Consider the following 17,272-nt stretch of genomic DNA (forward strand, 5'->3'; position numbering starts at 1 on the left):
TCAGCCCGCTCCCTCTCCCAGCAACCGCTCGAAGGCGGCGCGCACCTCGGCGGCGATCGCGCCGAGCTCCGCCTCGATCGACGAAGCCTCGCCGAGGCTCAGGCATTCCGTTAGACGTTCGGCGAGCCGCACCGGCAGCCGGTCGGCCGCGAAGGCGTCTTCGGGCCCGAGCCGGAGGAGTTGCAGGGCATCGCTCATGCGCCGCATCGCCGCGGCCAGACCGGCGGCGCCGGAAGACTCCTCCTCGCCGAGCCGCGCCAGCACCTCGACCGTCGGCCGGCCGACGAGGTCGAGCGGCGCCCGGCCGCTGAGCAGGGCATATTGCGCGGCAAATTCGAGGTCGATCACGCCGCCCGGCAGGAGCTTCAGGTCGAGCGGCCCGCGCGGCGGCTTCTCCCGCTCGATGAGCGCGCGCATCGACGCGATGTCCGAGCGCAGATCCGCCTCCGGCCGCCGCTCGCCGAGGATCGCCCGGATCGCCTCCGCGATCTCGGCGCCGAAACCGGCATCGCCGGCGACGAAGCGGGCGCGGGTCAGCGCCATCCGCTCCCAGGTCCGCGCCTCGCTCGCCTGATAGCGCCGGAAGGCGTCGAGATGGGTGGCGAGCGGTCCCTTGTTGCCGGAGGGGCGAAGGCGGAAATCCACCTCGTAAAGCACGCCCTCGCCCATCGGCGCGCTCAGCGCCGCAATGAGGCGCTGCGTCAGCCGCGAGTGGTAAAGGCTTGCCGCCAATGGCCTTTCGCCGTCCGATTCATCCTCTTCCAGAGGATGATCGTAGAAGAGGATCAGATCGACGTCGGAGCCCATGGTGAGTTCGCGGCTGCCGAGCCGGCCCATGCCGAACAGCGCCAGCCGCCCGCCCGGCACCCGCCCGTGGCGCTCGGCGAAATCGGCGGCGGTGCTCGCCAGCGCATGGCCGATCGCCGTATCGGCGATGTCCGAATAGGCGCGGCCGGCGCCAAGCCCGTCGAGCGTGCCCGACAGGAGCCGCGTGCCGACGAGGAAGCGCTGCTCGGCCGCGAAAAGGCGCAGGCGCAGAAGCCGGTCCTCGTGGCCCGACGCCTCGGCGAGGCTCGGCGCCAGACGCGCCTCCAGCACCGCCCGGCTCGGACTGTCGCGGAAGAAGCTCGGATCGAGCAGCGCGTCGAAGACATGCGGCCGCCGCGCGATCGTATCGGCGAGGCGCGGCGCGGCGCTGACGATCAGCGTCAGAAGATCGAGCACCTTGCGATTGGAGGCGAGCAGCGAGAAGAATTGCAGCCCCGAGGGCAGGCCGGCGAGGAAGCGGTCGAAGGCGGCGAGCGCCGCGTCGGGATCGGGCGCGGCGCCGAGCGAGCGCACGAGATCGGGCAGGATGTCGGCGAGATGGCGCCGCGCGCCTTCCGAGCGCATAGCGCGCAGGCGCCCGCTCGGCCAGCCCGCCAGGATGCGGGCGCTGGCCTCCGCCCGCGCGAAGCCCTCGCCGGCGAGCCAGGCGGCGAGCGGCTCGATCTCGCCGCGCTCGGCGAGAAGCGCGAGGCCGACCGCCTCCGCCTCGGGACCGGCATCGCCGAACAGCGCGTCGAAATGCGTTTCGACGAGCCGCAGGCGCCGAAGAAGAGCCTCGGCGAAGACCGGAAGATCGCCATAGCCGAGCAGGCCGGCGACGCGCCGCAGCCCGTCGCGATCATCCGGCAGGATATGGCTCTGCTCGTCCGCCACCATCTGGATCGCATGCTCGACGCGGCGCAGGAACCAATAGGCGGCGGTCAGCTCGGCCGCCGCTTCCGGCGCCAGCCAGCCGCCGGCGCCGAGCGCCGCAAGCGCCTCGTCCGTGCGGCGCAGCCGGAGCGCCGGCGTCCGGCCGCCGGCGATGAGCTGCTGGGCCTGGGCAAAGAACTCGACCTCGCGGATGCCGCCCGGCCCGAGCTTGATATTGTGACCTTCGACCCCGACGCCCTCGAAGCCGCGATGGCGGTCGATGCGCCGCTTCATCGCCTGGATCTCGGAGACGGCATGGAAGTCGAGATGCCGGCGCCAGACGAAGGGCGCGATCTCGTGCAGGAACTCCGCCGCCGCGGCCGCGTCGCCGGCGATGCAGCGCGCCTTGATCATCGCGGCGCGCTCCCAGTTGCGGCCGCTGCCCTCGTAGTAGATCAGCGCCGCCGGAACGGGGATCGCCAGCGGCATCGCGCCCGGATCGGGCCGCAGGCGCAAGTCGGTGCGGAAGACGTAACCGTCGCCGGTCCGGTCGTTGACGAGCCGCACCAGCCGGCGCACGAGGCGCGAGAAGGTCTCGACGCTCTCGTCGCGGTCGAGGATGGCCGGCGCTTCGGGATCGAAGAGGACGATAAGATCGATGTCGCTCGAATAGTTCAATTCGCGCGCGCCGAGCTTGCCCATGCCGAGAACGAAGAGGCCGCAGCCCTCTTCCGGCGCCTCCGCGCGGGGCGGGGCCAGCTTGCCGCGCGCGGCGAGATCGAGAAGGCAGAAGCGCAGCGCGGCGCGCACCGCCGCCTCGGCGAGCGCGGAAAGATCGGCCACCGTCCGGGCGGCATCGGCCGCGCCGAAGAGATCGCGCAGCGCGATCAGCAGGGCGGCTTCGAGCTTGGCCTCGCGCAGCGCCGTCATCAGCGCCGCCTCGCTTGCACCCGGCGCCGGCAGCGCCGCGACTTCGGCCAGAAGGGCAGCGAGCCGCGCCTCGGCGAATTCGGCGAAGAGGCGTTCCAGCCAGTCGGGACGCCGCAGCATCAGACCACCGAGATAGGTGGAGAGTTCCAGGACCGCCCCGAAGCGCTCGCGCCCCGGCCCGGCCCGGCAGAAGGTCGCGAGGCGCGGACAGTCGGCCGCCTCCGCCGCCTTCGCCAGATCCTCCAGCCAGAGGCGCGCCCGCGCCCCGTCGAGCGGGCATGGCGCGTGGTCGCCGCCGATCCGCGGCGCGTCCGCCTCAGCCTTCCGCGCCGCGCTCGCCTCCGTCCCGTCCATGCTTGTCCTCCCCTCCATCGGCCGGCAGGTCGATCACGACTCTAAGGCCGGGCTCGGCATCCTCAAGGGCGAGCGTGCCGCCATGAAGCCGCGCGATCGCCTGGACGAGAGACAGGCCGAGCCCCGATCCGGGCTTCGTCCGGCTTTCGTCCAGCCGGTAGAAGCGTTCCAGCACGCGCTCGCGCTTGTCGGCGGGAATGCCCGGACCATTGTCGGCGACGGCGATCCGGCACCGGTCTGCCTCCTCCGCGACGGTGATCGCGACGCGTCCGCCGCCCTCTTCCGAAACGGCGTATTTCAGCGCGTTGTCGATGAGGTTCGAGACGGCCTGGCTGACGAGCTCGCGGCTGACATGGGCCTCGACCGGCCCCGGCAGGGCGCAGTCGATCCGGGCGCCCGCCTCTTCGGCGAGCGGCTCGTAGAGCTCGACGAGATCGGCGACGAGCTGCGAGAGATCGACATCGCTCTTCGCCGCCGGGTGGAAGCCGGCCTCGACGCGGCTGATCATCAGAAGCGCGTCGAAGGTGCGGATCATGCCGTCCGCCTCCGCCAGATTGGCCTCCAGCGCCGCCTTCGGATTGCCGCCGGTCTCGGCCTCGGCCAGCGCGCTTTCGGCGCGGTTGCGCAGGCGCGTCAGCGGCGTCTTCAGGTCATGGGCGATATTGTCGGAGACCTGCTTCAGCCCTTCCTGCAACAGGGCGATGCGGCCGAGCAGCGTGTTGAGATTGGCGGAGAGCCGGTCGAACTCGTCATTGGCGCCGGAGACCGGCAGACGCTCGCCGAGATCGCCGGCGAGGATGCGGGCCGAGGCCGCCGACATCCGGTCGAGCCGTTGCAGGGCGCGCCGGCCGACGAAGAGCCAGGCGAAGAGCGCGCCGATGCCCATCAGCGCCAAAGCGAGGATCAGGGCGCGGCGCACCAGCGCGCGGAAGCGCTCCTGCTCCGTCTGGTCGCGGCCGACCAGCACCCGCATGCCGTTCGGCAGGCTGACGATCTCGGCCACCGCCCGGTGCAGGCTGCTCGCGTTCTCGTCCGAGAAGCGCATATAGGCGAAGGCTTCCTCGGTGAAGCCGCTGCGGTCCAGCGTGCCGGGCTCCAGCGCCTCGACATTGCCGGCAAGGATGCGGCCGGTCGGGTCGGTGACGAGATAGAGCGAGGCGCCCGGCTGGTTCGCCCGCTTCTCGATGGCGCGCACCAGACCGACGATGCCGCTGGAGCGGTAGATCGTGCCGAGATCGGCGATCTCGTCGCCGATCGCCTCGCGGCTCTGGCTCTGCAACAGGCTCGTGGCGCTCGCCGTGACATAGACGACGAGCACCACCGCGAAGACGGCGAAGAGCCCGAGATAGACCGCCGACAGGCGCACGGCCGTCATGCGCATCAGCGAGCGGAAGCGGAAGCGGTTCGGCGCTCGCATGGGCGGGGACGAAGCGCTCAGCCGTCGGCGCGCATGATATAGCCGGCGCCGCGCACGGTATGGAGCAGCGGCGAGCCGAAATCGCGCTCGATCTTGGAGCGCAGGCGCGAGATATGCACGTCGATGACATTGGTCTGGGGGTCGAAATGATAGTCCCAGACGTTTTCGAGTAGCATGGTGCGCGTCACCACCTGCCCGGCATGCTTCATCATATATTCGAGCAGGCGGAATTCGCGCGGCTGGAGGACGACGCTCTTTCCCGCCCGCTTCACCTCGTGCGACAGCCGGTCGAGCTCCAGATCGCCGACCCGGTAGACCGTCTCGACCTCCTTGGCGCCGCGCCGGCGGCCGAGCACCTCGACCCGGGCGAGCAGTTCGGAAAAGGCGTAGGGCTTGGCGAGATAGTCGTCGCCGCCGGCCCGAAGGCCGGTGACGCGATCGTCCACCTGGCCGAGGGCCGAAAGGATCAGGGCCGGCGTCTCGACGCCCTTCTGCCGCAGGCCGGAGATCACGGACAGGCCGTCGCGCTCCGGCAGCATGCGGTCGACCACCATCACGTCGTAGTCGTGCGTCTCGGCCATGTGGAAGCCGGTCTGGCCGTCGCCCGCATGGTCGGGCACGTGCCCCGCCTCCCGAAAGGCCTTCACGAGATAGCTCGCCGCTTCGCGGTCGTCTTCGATGATGAGGATGCGCATCGGCTCCGGCGCAGTGGATCTGGCTAGCGACATCATGTCGTTTCTCCGCTTCGCGGAAAGAGTCCAGGAAAAAGAAAGGGGCGGCGGTCGATGCGACACGCCGCCCCGTGGCCGATCGGGGCCGGGGCGCGGCCCCGGCCTTGTCCGCCTCAGCCCTTGGCGATGGGCAGGGCGACGAAGCGGTTCTGGTCGCCGTTGCGCAGCTGGAAGAGCGCGGCCTTGCGGCCGCTCTTCGAGGCCTCCTCCAGCGCCGTCTGCACGTCGCGGCGCGACTTCACTTCCTTGCCGTTGACCGAGACGATCACGTCGCCAGTCTGCAGGCCCTTGTCGGCGGCTGAGGAGTCCGGGTCGACATCGGTGACGACGACGCCCTTGCCGTCGTCGGACGGGGTCAGCGTCAAGCCGTAGCCGGACAGCGAGGAGGGATCGGTCGGCACCTTGTTGGCGTCGCTGCCGGCGGAGGAGGCTTCGTCCAGCGAGGCGAGATTGCCGAGCGTGACGGAGATGGTCTTCGCCCCGTTGTTGCGCCAGACGGTGATGTCGACCTTCGAGTTCGGCGCGAATTCGGCCACCTTGCGGGCGAGCTCCTTCGGATTGGTCACCGTCTCGCCGTTGACGGCGGTGATGACGTCGCCAGTCTGGATGCCGGCCTTGGCGGCGGGCGTGTCCGTTTCCGGCAGGGTCACGATCGCGCCGTTGGTATTGGCGAGACCCACCGCATCGGCGATGTCCTGCGACACGGGGCCGATCTGCACGCCGAGCCAGCCACGCTGCACGGAACCCTTCTCCTTCAGGGAGGCGATCACCGTCTTCGCCGTGGAGGCGGGGATGGCGAAGGCGATGCCGACGCTGCCGCCCGAGGGCGAGAAGATCGCGGTGTTGATGCCGACGACCTGGCCGTTCATGTTGAAGTCCGGGCCGCCGGAATTGCCGCGATTGACCGCGGCGTCGATCTGCAGGAAGTCGTCATAGGGGCCGGCGCCGATGTCGCGGCCACGGGCCGAGAGAATGCCGGCCGTCACCGTGCCGCCGAGGCCGAAGGGATTGCCCACCGCGACGACCCAGTCGCCGATGCGCATCTTCGCGTCGTCGGCGAATTCGACATAGGTGAACTTCACGCTCGGCGCGTCGACCTTCAGGAGGGCGAGATCGGTGCGCTTGTCGGTGCCGATCAGCTTGGCCGTATATTCCTTGCCGTCGTCCATGACGATCGTGAAGGTCTCGCCGCCGTCGACCACGTGGTTGTTGGTGACGAGATAGCCGTCTTCCGAGATGAAGAAGCCCGAGCCCTGCGCCATGGCGCGCGGCGTGTTGCGGGGCTTCAGGCTGCGCTGGCCTTCGCCATTGCCGCCGCGCGGATTGCCGAACTCGAAGAAGCGGCGCAGCGGATGGTCGCGCGGCAGGCTGTCGAGCGGGTTGGCCTGCTGCTGATCGCCGTCCTCGTCGGCGGAGGCGACGACATTCGCCTTCTCCTTGACGCGCACCGACACGACGGCGGGAGCGACCTTGGCCACCACGTCGGCGAAGCCGAAATTGGCCATGGGCGAGTCGACGCGCACCGGCTCGGCGAAGCTCGGCAGAACATTGGTCATGACGCCGCCGGCGACGACCGAGCCCGCGACGCCGGCCGCGAGCGCGGCGGCGAACATGCGGGAACGCCGGGACTTGGTCTGGTTGGGCTGCATGGAATTCGTCCTTCTCCTCGATCTCCGGCGTCGCCACCGGCCTCGTCGCAGAGATAGGTAGCGAGGGATGGATTACGGGAGCCCTTCCCCTCCATGAAATCTTGGTAAGAGGGCGATTTCGATGAGGCGCCGGACGGGCGGGCCGCCGTCGTTCCGGCCTTCCATCCTATCGTCCGCGTCGCGGGCGGATGGGGCCGGGGCGCGGGCGGCTTTCGTCAAAGCTCGTCCAGGTCGGGAAACAGTTCGCGGAGACGGGCCTCCCTCACCCGCCGCCATTCGGCGACATCATCGATCTCGAAATTCTCCGGGAAGCTGAAGGGATACTCGCCCCAGTCGAGGTCACCCCCACCCCGCGCCTGCCAGTCGGCGATGACGTTCTCCACGATCTCGTCGCGCTCAATGCCGAAACGATCGGTTGGACGGAACCGTGGCCAAGCCCATATCGTCGGCTCCACCGGCACCGCTCCGGCATCGAGAAGCGAGCGCAGGCAGCGGCGAATGAAATCCATTCGCGCCAAGCCCTCAAGCTCGAGCCCTCTTGCAAAGCCAAGCAAGTTCCAGAGAGAAACTCGGTCATCATCAATCTGTAGCGGGATGAAACGGACCCATTCCTCCTCCGTCAAATCGTGCAATGTCTTGCTCATTCGCGAAGCTCGCTTCCTGAAGAATTCGCATTCCCAGCAATCGCGAGATCGCCGCGAGTCCGAGTGAAGTATCCACCCGAAGAAGCTCCGTTTGTCGATGGCCGCTATGGTCTCTCTTGTATGGAGACGGAAGGGCGTCGGTCGAGAAGCCGACGTCCTTCAATGCTCAATCGAAATCGCGCTCGGGAAACAACCGGCGCAACCGTGCTTCATTCACGCGCCGCCATTCGGCGTCGTCCTCGATCTCGAAATTCTCCGGGAAGGTGAAGGCATATTGTCCCCAGTCGAGATCGCCGCCGCCCCGTGCCTGCCATTCGGCGATGACATTGTTCACGATCTCGTCTTGCTGTGTGCCAAAACGAGTGACCGGGCGGAACGGCGGCCAAGCCCAACCGGTAGGCTCAACGGGAACGGCGCCAGCGTCGAGCATTGAACGCAAACAAAGACGGATGAAGTCCATGCGCTCCGTTCCCTCAAAACGGTAATTTTTCGCCTTTGCAAGAATACCCCAAAGAGACTCCTGATCATTTTCAATTCGAAGAGGCAGCTTCCTCGCCCATTCGTCAGAAGTACATCCGTATGTTCGGATCTGATCTTCAATATCCATACCCATCAACGTCTCCCCCAATGGAATTTTATATTTTCATCCAATGGCGCCATTAAGCTTGTTTCGACAAATTCAAATGTCAATCCATTCTTTCTACTGCTGCGAACACCAATGACGCAACGATCTGGAAAATCATAGTATACGCCTGGATAACCATTTTCTGGCAGGCGAAATTCACGGCCACTAATCATACTTGCCAATGCATTCTCGAAATCGAGACGATTGAGTATCTGGATACCTCCCTCCGCACCTCTGACACGATATCCAATCAATCGGCCGTTCGGAGACAAGACTTCGATCGGCGAACCAGCCGGTTCGCGCGGATCAGTCAGCGGCGGACCGCCACTGTGGCCAATGCCGGGGGCGACAAAGGAGGGCGTCAGTCAGCAGCCAACGCCCTGCCGGATTTTAATCCCAGTCGAGTTCGGGAAACAGCCGACGCAACCGTGCTTCATTTACACACCGCCACTCGGCATTGTCTTGGATCTCGAAATTCTCCGGGAAGGTGAAAGGATACTCGCCCCATTCGAGGTCACCTCCGCCCCGCGCCTGCCAATCGGCGATGACATTCTCCACGATCTCGTCGCGCTTAGTGCCAAAGCGATCGGTGCGACGGAACGGCGGCCAAGCCCACATCGTCGGCTCCACCGGCACCGCTCCGGCATCGAGAAGCGAACGAAGGCAGTGGCTGATGAACTCGACTCGCGTTGCAGTATCGAGCCCAAGCCCTCCCGCTATGCCAAGCAAGTCCCAAAGAGAGACTCTATCATCCTCAATGTCTAGAGGAATTCGGCGGATCCATTCGCTTGCGGTCCAATCATGAAAATTTTCCACAACATCCACCTATTGCTCTTTATGAAACTTTAATCTTCTGATGAATGATCCCGCAGGCGTTTCGATTACATCGATTGTAATTCCGTTCCTGTCACTGATTCTAGCACCGATAACGCAACGATCTGGGAAGTCATAGTATAATCCGGGGTAACCATTTCGAGGAAGTCGAAAAAAATCGCATTCGAGTAATTCTGGCGAGCACAGCCTCGAACTCATTTTTCGACAGAGTACGAATGTGCGAACTTGCTCGACCAGCACGGTATCCAATGATACGGCCGCCGGGCGCCAACACATCAAGCGGTGTACGGATAGGGGGTTCGCGCGGATCTAGCGCCAACCCTTGGTCCTCGCCAATACCGGGAGTGCGGTTGCGCGGCGGCCGATCTTCCAGAAATTCCCTTCGAATACTGTTCAGGTAGGCTTCGGCCTCCCGCGTGATCGCATACTGTGTCCTCGTCGCGCCGCGAACCGTTTCGAAGAGCGATGTCTCGCGGGGCCGCGAGCTCGGGTCGGATTGGCGAACGAAACGAACGATCGCCTCGGCCTCGCCTCTCGCGGCCTCGTAGACGACCTCCTCCGCTGGCGAAGCCGGCATCATGCCGCGCGACGTTTGCACCATGCGGAAGGGTTGCGGCGGACCGCCTCGCGCCTGCGCCAGGATCACATTGCCGTCGAGCCCCTCGGCGCGGGGCTTCGCGACCGGCCGCGCGGAGGGCTTGCCGATGCTGCCCACCGGTTGCCAATCGATGCCGGGCGCGGCTTCCGATCCTGCGAAAGGGCCGCCGCCGATGCGCGTCCACCGGCCACCTTCGTGCTGGCCGCGCGGCACGCGCGGCTGGTTCGGATCGAAATTGGCCTTCAGCCGCAGCAGTTCGTGCCGTACGAGGGCGAGGAAGAAGCGGGTCGCGGCGAGGCGGACCCGCAACGCGGCGATGTCGCAGGCGATATCGTGGGACCAAGCCATCGGTGCTCCTATCGGGGATCGGAGCGCAGTCTAGGCATGGGCGGAGGGATTTAGGATAATATTCCTATATGTTGCGAGGTAAGCGCTTGATGCCGCGCGATTACAGGCCGCGATCGGCCAGAACCTTTTCCACGGCCCGTTCCTCGGCCTCGCTGAGACGCGGAGCGGCGGACGGCGATCGGCGCCGCGACAGGCCGAGCGCCAGCGCGGCGCCGCTGAGAAGAAGGACGAGCGGCGTGCCCCAGAGAACGAGCGTCACCGTCTCGAAGCGCGGCTTCAGGAGCACGAATTCGCCGTAGCGGGCGACGATATAGTCGACCGCCGCCCGGTCGCTGTCGCCCGCCTTCAGCCGCTCGCGCACCAGGAGGCGCAGGTCCCGCGCCAGATCGGCATCGGAATCGTCGATCGACTGGTTCTGGCAGACGAGGCAGCGCAGCCCGGCCGAAAGGGCGCGGGCCCGCGCCTCGAGCGCCGGATCGGCCAGCATCTCGTCCGGCTGGACGGCGAGCGCCATGCCGCCGAACGGATCGACATAGGGGCGCGGCAGCAGCGGCTGGGCGGCCAGCACCGGCATCAGCAGAAGAAACAGGGCGACCGACAGGATCTCGAAGGCGCGCTTCATGCCGGCACCGCATCCCCGCGGCGGAGCTTCGCCCGCGCCGGCGCGCCGATCCTGAGCCGCCGGTCGGCCAGCGACAGGGCGCCGCCCGCCGCCATGGCGAGGGCACCGAGCCAGATGAGCGTGATCAGCGGCTTGTACCAGATGCGCACGACGCGGCCGTCGCCGGAGGCATCGCCGAGCGCGATATAGAGCTGGCTCAGCCAATAGGTGCGGATGCCGGCTTCCGTCGTCGGCACCTGCCGGGCGGGATAGAAGCGCTTGGCGCTTTCCATCCGGTCCCGAACGGCGCCGTCGCGCAGCAGCGCGAAATTGCCGACCTCCTCGGTATAGTTCGGCCCCGCGCGCGACAGGATACCCTCGAAGCGCAGCTCGTAGCCGCCGGCCGCTTGCGTCTCGCCCGGGCGCATCACACGGATCGTCTCGGTGCTGAAGGCGGAGACCGTCACGACGCCGAGCAGCGTCAGGCCGAGGCCGAGATGGGCGAGCGCCGCGCCGAAGGCGGAGCTCGGCAGGCCGGCGAGGCGCCGCAGCGCGAGGCCGGGCGCCAGCCGGCCGAAGCCGGCGCGGCCGACGAGATCGACCAGCGAGCCGAGGAGGAGCCAGACCGAAAGGCCGAATCCGAGCGCCGCCAGGATCTTGGTGCCCGAGGTCAGCGCGAGCGCCAAGATGGTCGCCGCGAGCGCCGCGCCGGCCACGAGATAGAGACGCTCGGCGGCGGCGAGGAGATCGCCCCGCTTCCAGGCGAGCAGCGGTCCGAAGGGCACGGCGAAGAGGAGCGGCACCATCAGCGGGCCGAAGGTCAGGTCGAAGAACGGCGCGCCGACGGAAATCTTGCCCCCCGTCACGACTTCGAGAAGAAGCGGATAGAGCGTGCCGACGAGCACGGTGGCCGAGGCCGTCGTCAGGAAGAGGTTGTTGAAGACGAGCGCGCCCTCGCGGCTGATCGGCTGGAACAGGCCGCCCGGCTCCAGCGTCCCGGCGCGCCAGGCGAAGAGCGCCAGCGAGCCGCCGATGAAGGCGATGAGGATGCAGAGGATGAAGACGCCCCGCGCCGGATCGGTGGCGAAGGCATGGACCGAGGTGAGGACGCCCGAGCGCACGAGAAAGGTGCCGAGAAGCGACAGCGAGAAGGTCAGGATCGAGAGGAGGATCGTCCAGACCTTCAGGGCCAAGCGCTTTTCCATGACCAGCGCCGAATGCAGCAGCGCCGTGCCCGAAAGCCAAGGCATCAGCGAGGCGTTCTCGACCGGGTCCCAGAACCACCAGCCGCCCCAGCCGAGTTCGTAATAGGCCCAGTAGGAGCCCATCGCGATGCCGAGCGTCAGGAACAGCCAGGCGATCAGGATCCAGGGCCGCACCCAGCGCGCCCAGGCCGCGTCGATCCGTCCGTCGATCAGCGCCGCGACCGCGAAGGAAAAGGCGATCGAGAAGCCGACATAGCCGAGATAGAGCAGCGGCGGATGCACCGCGAGGCCGATATCCTGGAGGATCGGGTTGAGGTCCTGCCCTTCGATCGGCGCCGGCACGAGCCGGGCGAAGGGATTGGAGGTGGCGAGGATGAAGACGAGAAAGGCCGAGGTGATCCAGGCCTGGACGGCGAGCACCCGCGCCTTAAGGCTCGCCGGCACGTCGCGGCCGGTCAGCGCCAGCGCCGCGCCGAAGATCGCCAGGATCAGCACCCAGAGGAGCATCGAGCCCTCGTGGTTCCCCCAGACGCCGGTGATCTTGTAGAGAAGCGGCTTCTGCGAATGCGAGTTCTGGAAGACGTTGAGGACCGAGAAGTCCGACCAGACATGGGCGATGGCGAGCGCGGTGAAGGCGAGCGCCACCAGAACGAAGCCCATTCCGGCCGAGGAGACCGCGACATCCATCAGCCGCGCGTCGCCGCGCCGGGCACCGAGCATCGGCAGGACCGACTGCACCAGGGCGACGGCCAGAGCGAGGACGAGGGCGAAATGCCCGATCTCGACGATCACGGCGTCTCTCCCGCGGCGGCGACCGGCATGGGCTTCGGCTTGCCGTCCTCCCAGAGGCCGCGCTTCTTCAGGTCGTCCACCACTTCCTTCGGCATGTAGTTCTCGTCATGCTTGGCGAGCACCGCGTCGGCGGTGAAGACATGGTCGGGTCCGAGCGTGCCCTCGGCGATCACCCCCTGCTCCTCGCGGAACAGGTCCGGCAGGATGCCGCGATAGGCGACGGGCACGCTTTCCACCGTGTCGGTCACGCGGAAGCGCACGAGATCGCCCGTGCCGCGCTCCACCGATCCCTTTTCCACCAGCCCGCCGAGGCGGATGCGCTGGCCGGGGGCCGCCCCTTGGGCCGTCAGGTCGGTGGGCGAGAGAAACAGGCTGATGCTGCTCGAAAAGGCGAAGAGCACGAGGCCGAGGGCCGTGCCGACGACCGCCAGCATCGCACCGATGGTGAGGAGCCGCTTGCCCTTCCTGGTCATTCGATCGTCCCGCTGGCGCCGAGACCGAGCGTCGCGGCGAAGTCCTCGATGGCGCCCCGCTCCGCCGTGCCGTCGGCGAAGGCCTGCCGCGCCTGCCGATAGGCGTCGCGGGCAAGGTCCTGCTTGCCGAGCACGGCATAGGAGCGCATCAGCCGCTTCCAGCCTTCGGCATCGTTCGGGGCGGATTTCAGGCGATCGGCCAGCCCCGCCACCATTCCCTCGATCATCGCGGCGCGGTCCGCCGGCGCCATGTCCTCGGCGGCCGCGACATCCGCCGGCGCCGGGCCGGGCGCGGACGGCGGCGCGGGCGCGGTCCCGCCGCCGAGCTTCGCCTCGGCATCGGCATAGGCGAGCCGCGCCGTCGCCATCCAGGGCGCATCCGGCGGCCCCCGGTCGAGGATCTCCTTCCAGGCGGGCGCCGCCTCGGCGGGCTTGTCGGCCTGCGAGAGCTGCAGCGCCAGGAAGAACCGGGCCGACGGATTGTTCGGATCGAGCCGCAGCGCGGTCGCGAAGGCCCGCTGCGCCTCCACCGTGACCTCGCCGCCCGCGACTTGGGTCAGCGCCTCGCCGAGCATGGCCTCGCGTTCCGAGGTCGAGCCGAGGAGGCGGATCGCATGGGTGGCGGCGGTGACGGCGCGGTCCGCCCGGCCCGTCTGGAGATAGACCGGCAGGAGCATGTCCCAGCCCTTGCCGTCCTCGGGATGATCGCGAAGCCGCGCCTCCGCCTTGGCGACCAGCGTCTCGATGTCGAGATCCGGGCGGTGGAGATCGAGCCGGGCCGCGAGCGGCAGATCGGGCTCGTCCGGCGCGCCGAGGCGCGGATAGAGCGCCGCCGGCACGCCGACGAGAAGCAGGAAGCCGAGAAGGATCGCGAACCAGGGCCTCCGGGCCGGCGCCGGTGCGTTTCTCGACCGTTCGGCCTCGCCGACGGCCTTCAGCAGGCGGCGACCGATCTCGGCGCGGGCGCCCGCCTCCTCGTCGGGCGGGATCGCGCCGCGCTCGGCATCCTTGCGCAATTCGCGGAGCTGCGCGCCATAGACCTCGGCATCGTGCTCGGCACGCGACGGCGCCGCCCGCTCCCGGCCGAAGAGCGGCCAGAGGATCGCGGCGCCGACCAGCGCGAGAAGAAGAAACGCGACGAACCAGAACAATGCCTTGCGCCCATGTTCACCGCACGGACCAGGGCGCGGCGCCTCGTCTTATCCTATAGGAGGCGGCATGGCGCGCCCATTCAAAGCCGTGTCAGAAAGTCGCTAGACGACGATCCTCCAATTGCCGTCCTCGCCCCGGCAGGCCGTGCCGAGCTGCTTCCAGGATTTCGCCCCGTCGAGCAGCGTATGGGTGAAGCCGCGACAGTCCTGCGAGCCGATGCGATAGAGCTGGGTCGGCATGACCTGGCCGTGCCACCGCCCCTCGCTCCAGGCGATTTCGCGCCCGGCGGGCGAAAATTGCAAGGCCTGGAACTCGGCCTCGATCGCCTTCCGCCGCGCGTCGCCGCGCAGATGCACGTCCTTGATCTGGCCGACGAGGCCGTCGCCCAGCGCCAGCGCCCCTTCCGGCAGAGGCACGCTCGGCGCGCCGAGACCCAGCCCGAGCGAGGCGCAGCCCGAAAGGCCCGTCAGGAGGGCAAGGGAAAGACAAAGGCCGAACCTGTTCTGCATGGTCGCTTCAACCCGTGGCCCGCCGCGCCGCGGCGCGCCGCCGGCAGGTCACTCGACATCTAGGAGAGTCGGTCGCCAGACGCCAGCGGCAGACGGATCACAGCGCGGAGCCCGCCAAGCGGCGAGCGCGACAGCACCAGGGCGCCCCGGTATTCGGCGGCGAGATCCGACACGATCGAGAGGCCGAGCCCGCTGCCGGGCTTGCGCTCGTCGAGCCGCCGACCGCGCTTCACCGCCTCGGCCATCTGGTCCTCGGCGAGGCCCGCCCCGTCATCCTCGACGATCGTCTCGAAGAAGCCCGCCTCCGCCGAGGGCGCGAGACGGACGCCGACGCGGCTCGCCGCCCATTTCCCGGCATTCTCCAGAAGATTGCCGACCATCTCCTCATAGTCCTGCTGTTCGCCGGCGAAGACGGGACCGTCGCCTCCCCCACCCTCCTCCGGCCCCTCGATCGCGAGATCCGGATTGAGCTTGGCGACGACGCGCACGAGGCGGGTCAATGCAGGCCGCACCGCCGTGCGGAAGACCGCGCCCTCGCTCTGCGCCGCGACGCGGGCGCGATCGAGATAGTTCTGCACCTGCGCCTGCATGCGCTCGCTCTGCTCGGCGACGAGCCGTCCCGTCTCGCCGCCCATCGCCGCCGCCTCGTTCTTGAGGACGGCGAGCGGCGTCTTCAGCGAATGGGCGAGATTGCCGACCTGGGTGCGCGCCCGCTCCACGATGCGGCGATTGTTGTCGATGAGGGCGTTCACCTCCACCGTCAACGGCCGGATCTCCACCGGGAAGCGGCCGACCAGGCGCTCCGCCCGGCCCGCCCGCACCTCGCCCAGCGCCCGGCGCACGTTGCGAAGGGGACGCAGACCAAGAAGGATCGTCACGGCATTGATGACGATGGAGCCGAGTCCGAAGATGGCGAGATAGGAGGCGAGCGTCCGGTCGAAGCGCTGGATGTCGGCTTTCAGCAGGCTCGCATTGCCCATCACGCGGAAGCGCGCCGCGCGGTTGTCCTGGTCGAGCAGGATTTCCGTCTCGACGACGGTCAGCGCCTCGCCCTCGATGCCGCGCGCCGGATAGCTGCGGCGATAGGAGGTGTCGAAGGGCACGAGCGCCGGCGGCGGAGCGGGAATGTCGGCGGGCCCGAGCGAGATCGAGGCGAGCCGGCCCTTGAGATTGTCGCTCGCCGGCAGGACTTCCCAGTACCAGCCGGACAGCGGCTGCGAATAGCGCAGGTCCCCGAGATCGGGCGAGCCGGTGAGATTGCCCTCGGGCGAGACGGAGACGCTGCTGACGATGTTGTAGAGCTGGGCGACGAGCAGGTCCTCGAAGCCGCGCGAGGCGGTCTGCGCATAGAGCGCCGAGATCACGCCGCCGATCACCACCATGGCGGCGACGACCCAGAGACTGGAAAAGGCGATGACGCGGACGGCGAGCCGGTCAAATCCCGGCATCGTCGTCCCGCATGCGGTAGCCGAGGCCGCGCACCGTCTCGATGAGATCGAGGCCGATCTTCTTGCGCAACCGGCCGACGAAGACTTCGATCGTGTTGGAATCGCGGTCGAAATCCTGGTCGTAGAGATGCTCGATCAGTTCGGTGCGCGAGACGATCTGGCCCCGGTGATGCATCAGATAGGCGAGGAGCCGATATTCGTGCGAGGTAAGCTTCAGGAGCTGGCCGCCGACGCTCGCCTTCGAGGCGCGCGTGTCCAGGCTGAGCGGCCCGCAGCGGATCTCGGACGAGGCATGGCCGGCGGCGCGCCGGATCAGCGCCCGCACGCGCGCCATCACCTCCTCGATATGGAAGGGCTTGGTGACGTAGTCGTCGGCGCCCGCGTCGATGCCGGCGACCTTGTCGCTCCAGCGGTCGCGGGCGGTGAGGATCAGCACCGGCATGTTGCGCCCGTCGCGGCGCCAGGCTTCGAGCACGCTGATGCCGTCCTTCTTCGGCAGGCCGACATCGAGCACCACCGCGTCATAGGGTTCGGTATCGCCGAGGAAATGGCCCTCCTCGCCGTCGAAGGCCCGGTCGACCACGTAGCCGGCCTCCGCGACGGCGTCGCAGAGCTGGCGGTTGAGATTCGGGTCGTCCTCGACGATCAGAATGCGCATAAGGGGCTTCGCTTCCGTCCTGGCCGTTCCGGGTCGCCTGCTATTGCGGCAGAACGACGGTCTGCTTGCGCGGACGCCCGCCGCCATCGGCGGGGATCAGCACGGTGACGACGCAGACCGTCCGCCCGCCATCGTTGCGGCTGGACACGGTGAGGACGCGCCCGCCCGTCTTCGCCGCCGCGTCGGCGGCGGCCTGCGAGCAGTCGGCCGCCGCGGCGAAGCGCAGCGCCGCCTCGTCCTCGGCTCTCGTCGCGCCCGCCGGCGCCAAGAGGGCGGCGGCAAGACCGAGAATCAGCATCCGATACGTCATCTTGGTTCCGATCATAGGGTGCGGATCGGTTTTCGCCCATCCGCCGTGAACCCGGCATGAATGGAGGCGGAAGCGCTTGGCTCCGCCTCCCGTTCCTCAGGCGATGCGGCGATCGGCGGCGAGCCGGCCGAGGATCGCGACGACGGCGCCGAGTGCCGCGATCGCGTCCGGGATCGCGGCGGCGAGATCGCCGCCCGTCGCCGCGTCGATCCTCACGCCGAACATACCGGCCAGCGCCGCCCCCAAGGCGACGACGCCGCCCCAGATGGTCTTCGAGCGATACCAGGTCTTCTCGTCGAGCATGGGTTCTCCTT

General features: G+C 68.1%; 17 protein-coding genes. All 17 read right to left on the bottom strand.

Going from position 1 to position 17,272, the window contains the following annotated elements:
• The 17 genes from IEY14_RS05050 to IEY14_RS05130 all read right to left on the bottom strand — a co-directional run bounded on the left by IEY14_RS05050 (position 1) and on the right by IEY14_RS05130 (position 17,261).
• Positions 1-2,964, bottom strand: a complete 2,964-nt coding sequence (locus tag IEY14_RS05050) for a bifunctional [glutamine synthetase] adenylyltransferase/[glutamine synthetase]-adenylyl-L-tyrosine phosphorylase (protein ID WP_188907076.1) — start codon at positions 2,962-2,964, stop codon at positions 1-3.
• Positions 2,927-4,381, bottom strand: a complete 1,455-nt coding sequence (locus IEY14_RS05055; protein ID WP_188907077.1) for a sensor histidine kinase — start codon at positions 4,379-4,381, stop codon at positions 2,927-2,929. The genes IEY14_RS05050 and IEY14_RS05055 overlap by 38 nt, the downstream gene beginning before the upstream one ends.
• Before the next feature lie 17 nt (positions 4,382-4,398).
• Entirely contained in the window at positions 4,399-5,112 is a 714-nt protein-coding gene (locus tag IEY14_RS05060; protein ID WP_280515016.1) for a response regulator transcription factor, read from the bottom strand.
• A gap of 113 nt (positions 5,113-5,225) precedes the next feature.
• Positions 5,226-6,761 carry a Do family serine endopeptidase gene (locus IEY14_RS05065; protein WP_188907079.1) on the bottom strand — a complete coding sequence of 512 codons (1,536 nt, stop codon included), beginning with the start codon at positions 6,759-6,761 and terminating at the stop codon, positions 5,226-5,228.
• Positions 6,762-6,976: 215 nt separating this feature from the next.
• Entirely contained in the window at positions 6,977-7,405 is a 429-nt protein-coding gene (locus tag IEY14_RS05070) for a hypothetical protein (RefSeq protein ID WP_188907080.1), read from the bottom strand.
• A gap of 166 nt (positions 7,406-7,571) precedes the next feature.
• The gene (locus tag IEY14_RS05075) at positions 7,572-8,018 is read right to left on the bottom strand and encodes a hypothetical protein (RefSeq protein ID WP_188907081.1); all 447 of its coding nucleotides are present in this window, start codon (positions 8,016-8,018) and stop codon (positions 7,572-7,574) included.
• A gap of 402 nt (positions 8,019-8,420) precedes the next feature.
• Complete coding sequence (locus IEY14_RS05080; RefSeq protein WP_188907082.1) at positions 8,421-8,855, bottom strand: hypothetical protein; 435 nt, start codon at positions 8,853-8,855, stop codon at positions 8,421-8,423.
• A 121-nt stretch (positions 8,856-8,976) separates the two neighbouring features.
• Positions 8,977-9,810, bottom strand: a complete 834-nt coding sequence (locus IEY14_RS05085) for a hypothetical protein (protein WP_188907083.1) — start codon at positions 9,808-9,810, stop codon at positions 8,977-8,979.
• Between the two features lie 100 nt (positions 9,811-9,910).
• Positions 9,911-10,384 (bottom strand): cytochrome c-type biogenesis protein, encoded by a 474-nt coding sequence (locus IEY14_RS05090; protein ID WP_373288928.1) that lies wholly within the window; start codon positions 10,382-10,384, stop codon positions 9,911-9,913.
• Positions 10,385-10,428: 44 nt separating this feature from the next.
• The gene (locus IEY14_RS05095) at positions 10,429-12,408 is read right to left on the bottom strand and encodes a heme lyase CcmF/NrfE family subunit (RefSeq protein ID WP_188907085.1); all 1,980 of its coding nucleotides are present in this window, start codon (positions 12,406-12,408) and stop codon (positions 10,429-10,431) included.
• Complete coding sequence (gene ccmE, locus IEY14_RS05100) at positions 12,405-12,881, bottom strand: cytochrome c maturation protein CcmE (protein WP_188907086.1); 477 nt, start codon at positions 12,879-12,881, stop codon at positions 12,405-12,407. Before ccmE ends, IEY14_RS05095 begins: the two co-directional genes overlap by 4 nt.
• The gene (gene ccmI / locus IEY14_RS05105; protein ID WP_188907087.1) at positions 12,878-14,032 is read right to left on the bottom strand and encodes a c-type cytochrome biogenesis protein CcmI; all 1,155 of its coding nucleotides are present in this window, start codon (positions 14,030-14,032) and stop codon (positions 12,878-12,880) included. Before ccmI ends, ccmE begins: the two co-directional genes overlap by 4 nt.
• A 102-nt stretch (positions 14,033-14,134) precedes the next feature.
• Complete coding sequence (locus IEY14_RS05110; RefSeq protein WP_188907088.1) at positions 14,135-14,542, bottom strand: RT0821/Lpp0805 family surface protein; 408 nt, start codon at positions 14,540-14,542, stop codon at positions 14,135-14,137.
• Positions 14,543-14,601: 59 nt separating this feature from the next.
• Positions 14,602-15,990 carry an ATP-binding protein gene (locus tag IEY14_RS05115; RefSeq protein WP_188907089.1) on the bottom strand — a complete coding sequence of 463 codons (1,389 nt, stop codon included), beginning with the start codon at positions 15,988-15,990 and terminating at the stop codon, positions 14,602-14,604.
• A complete protein-coding gene (locus IEY14_RS05120) occupies positions 15,977-16,648 on the bottom strand; it encodes a response regulator transcription factor (RefSeq protein ID WP_188907090.1) in 672 nt (223 codons plus the stop codon). The genes IEY14_RS05115 and IEY14_RS05120 overlap by 14 nt, the downstream gene beginning before the upstream one ends.
• A 40-nt stretch (positions 16,649-16,688) precedes the next feature.
• On the bottom strand, positions 16,689-16,958 hold the full coding sequence (locus IEY14_RS05125) for a hypothetical protein (protein WP_188907091.1): 270 nt from the start codon (positions 16,956-16,958) through the stop codon (positions 16,689-16,691).
• A gap of 96 nt (positions 16,959-17,054) precedes the next feature.
• Positions 17,055-17,261: a hypothetical protein gene (locus IEY14_RS05130; RefSeq protein ID WP_188907092.1), complete on the bottom strand. Its 207-nt coding sequence runs from the start codon at positions 17,259-17,261 to the stop codon at positions 17,055-17,057.
• Positions 17,262-17,272 lie beyond the last annotated feature (11 nt).

It is taken from the genome of Aureimonas endophytica (assembly GCF_014642635.1).
GTDB lineage: Bacteria > Pseudomonadota > Alphaproteobacteria > Rhizobiales > Rhizobiaceae > Plantimonas > Plantimonas endophytica.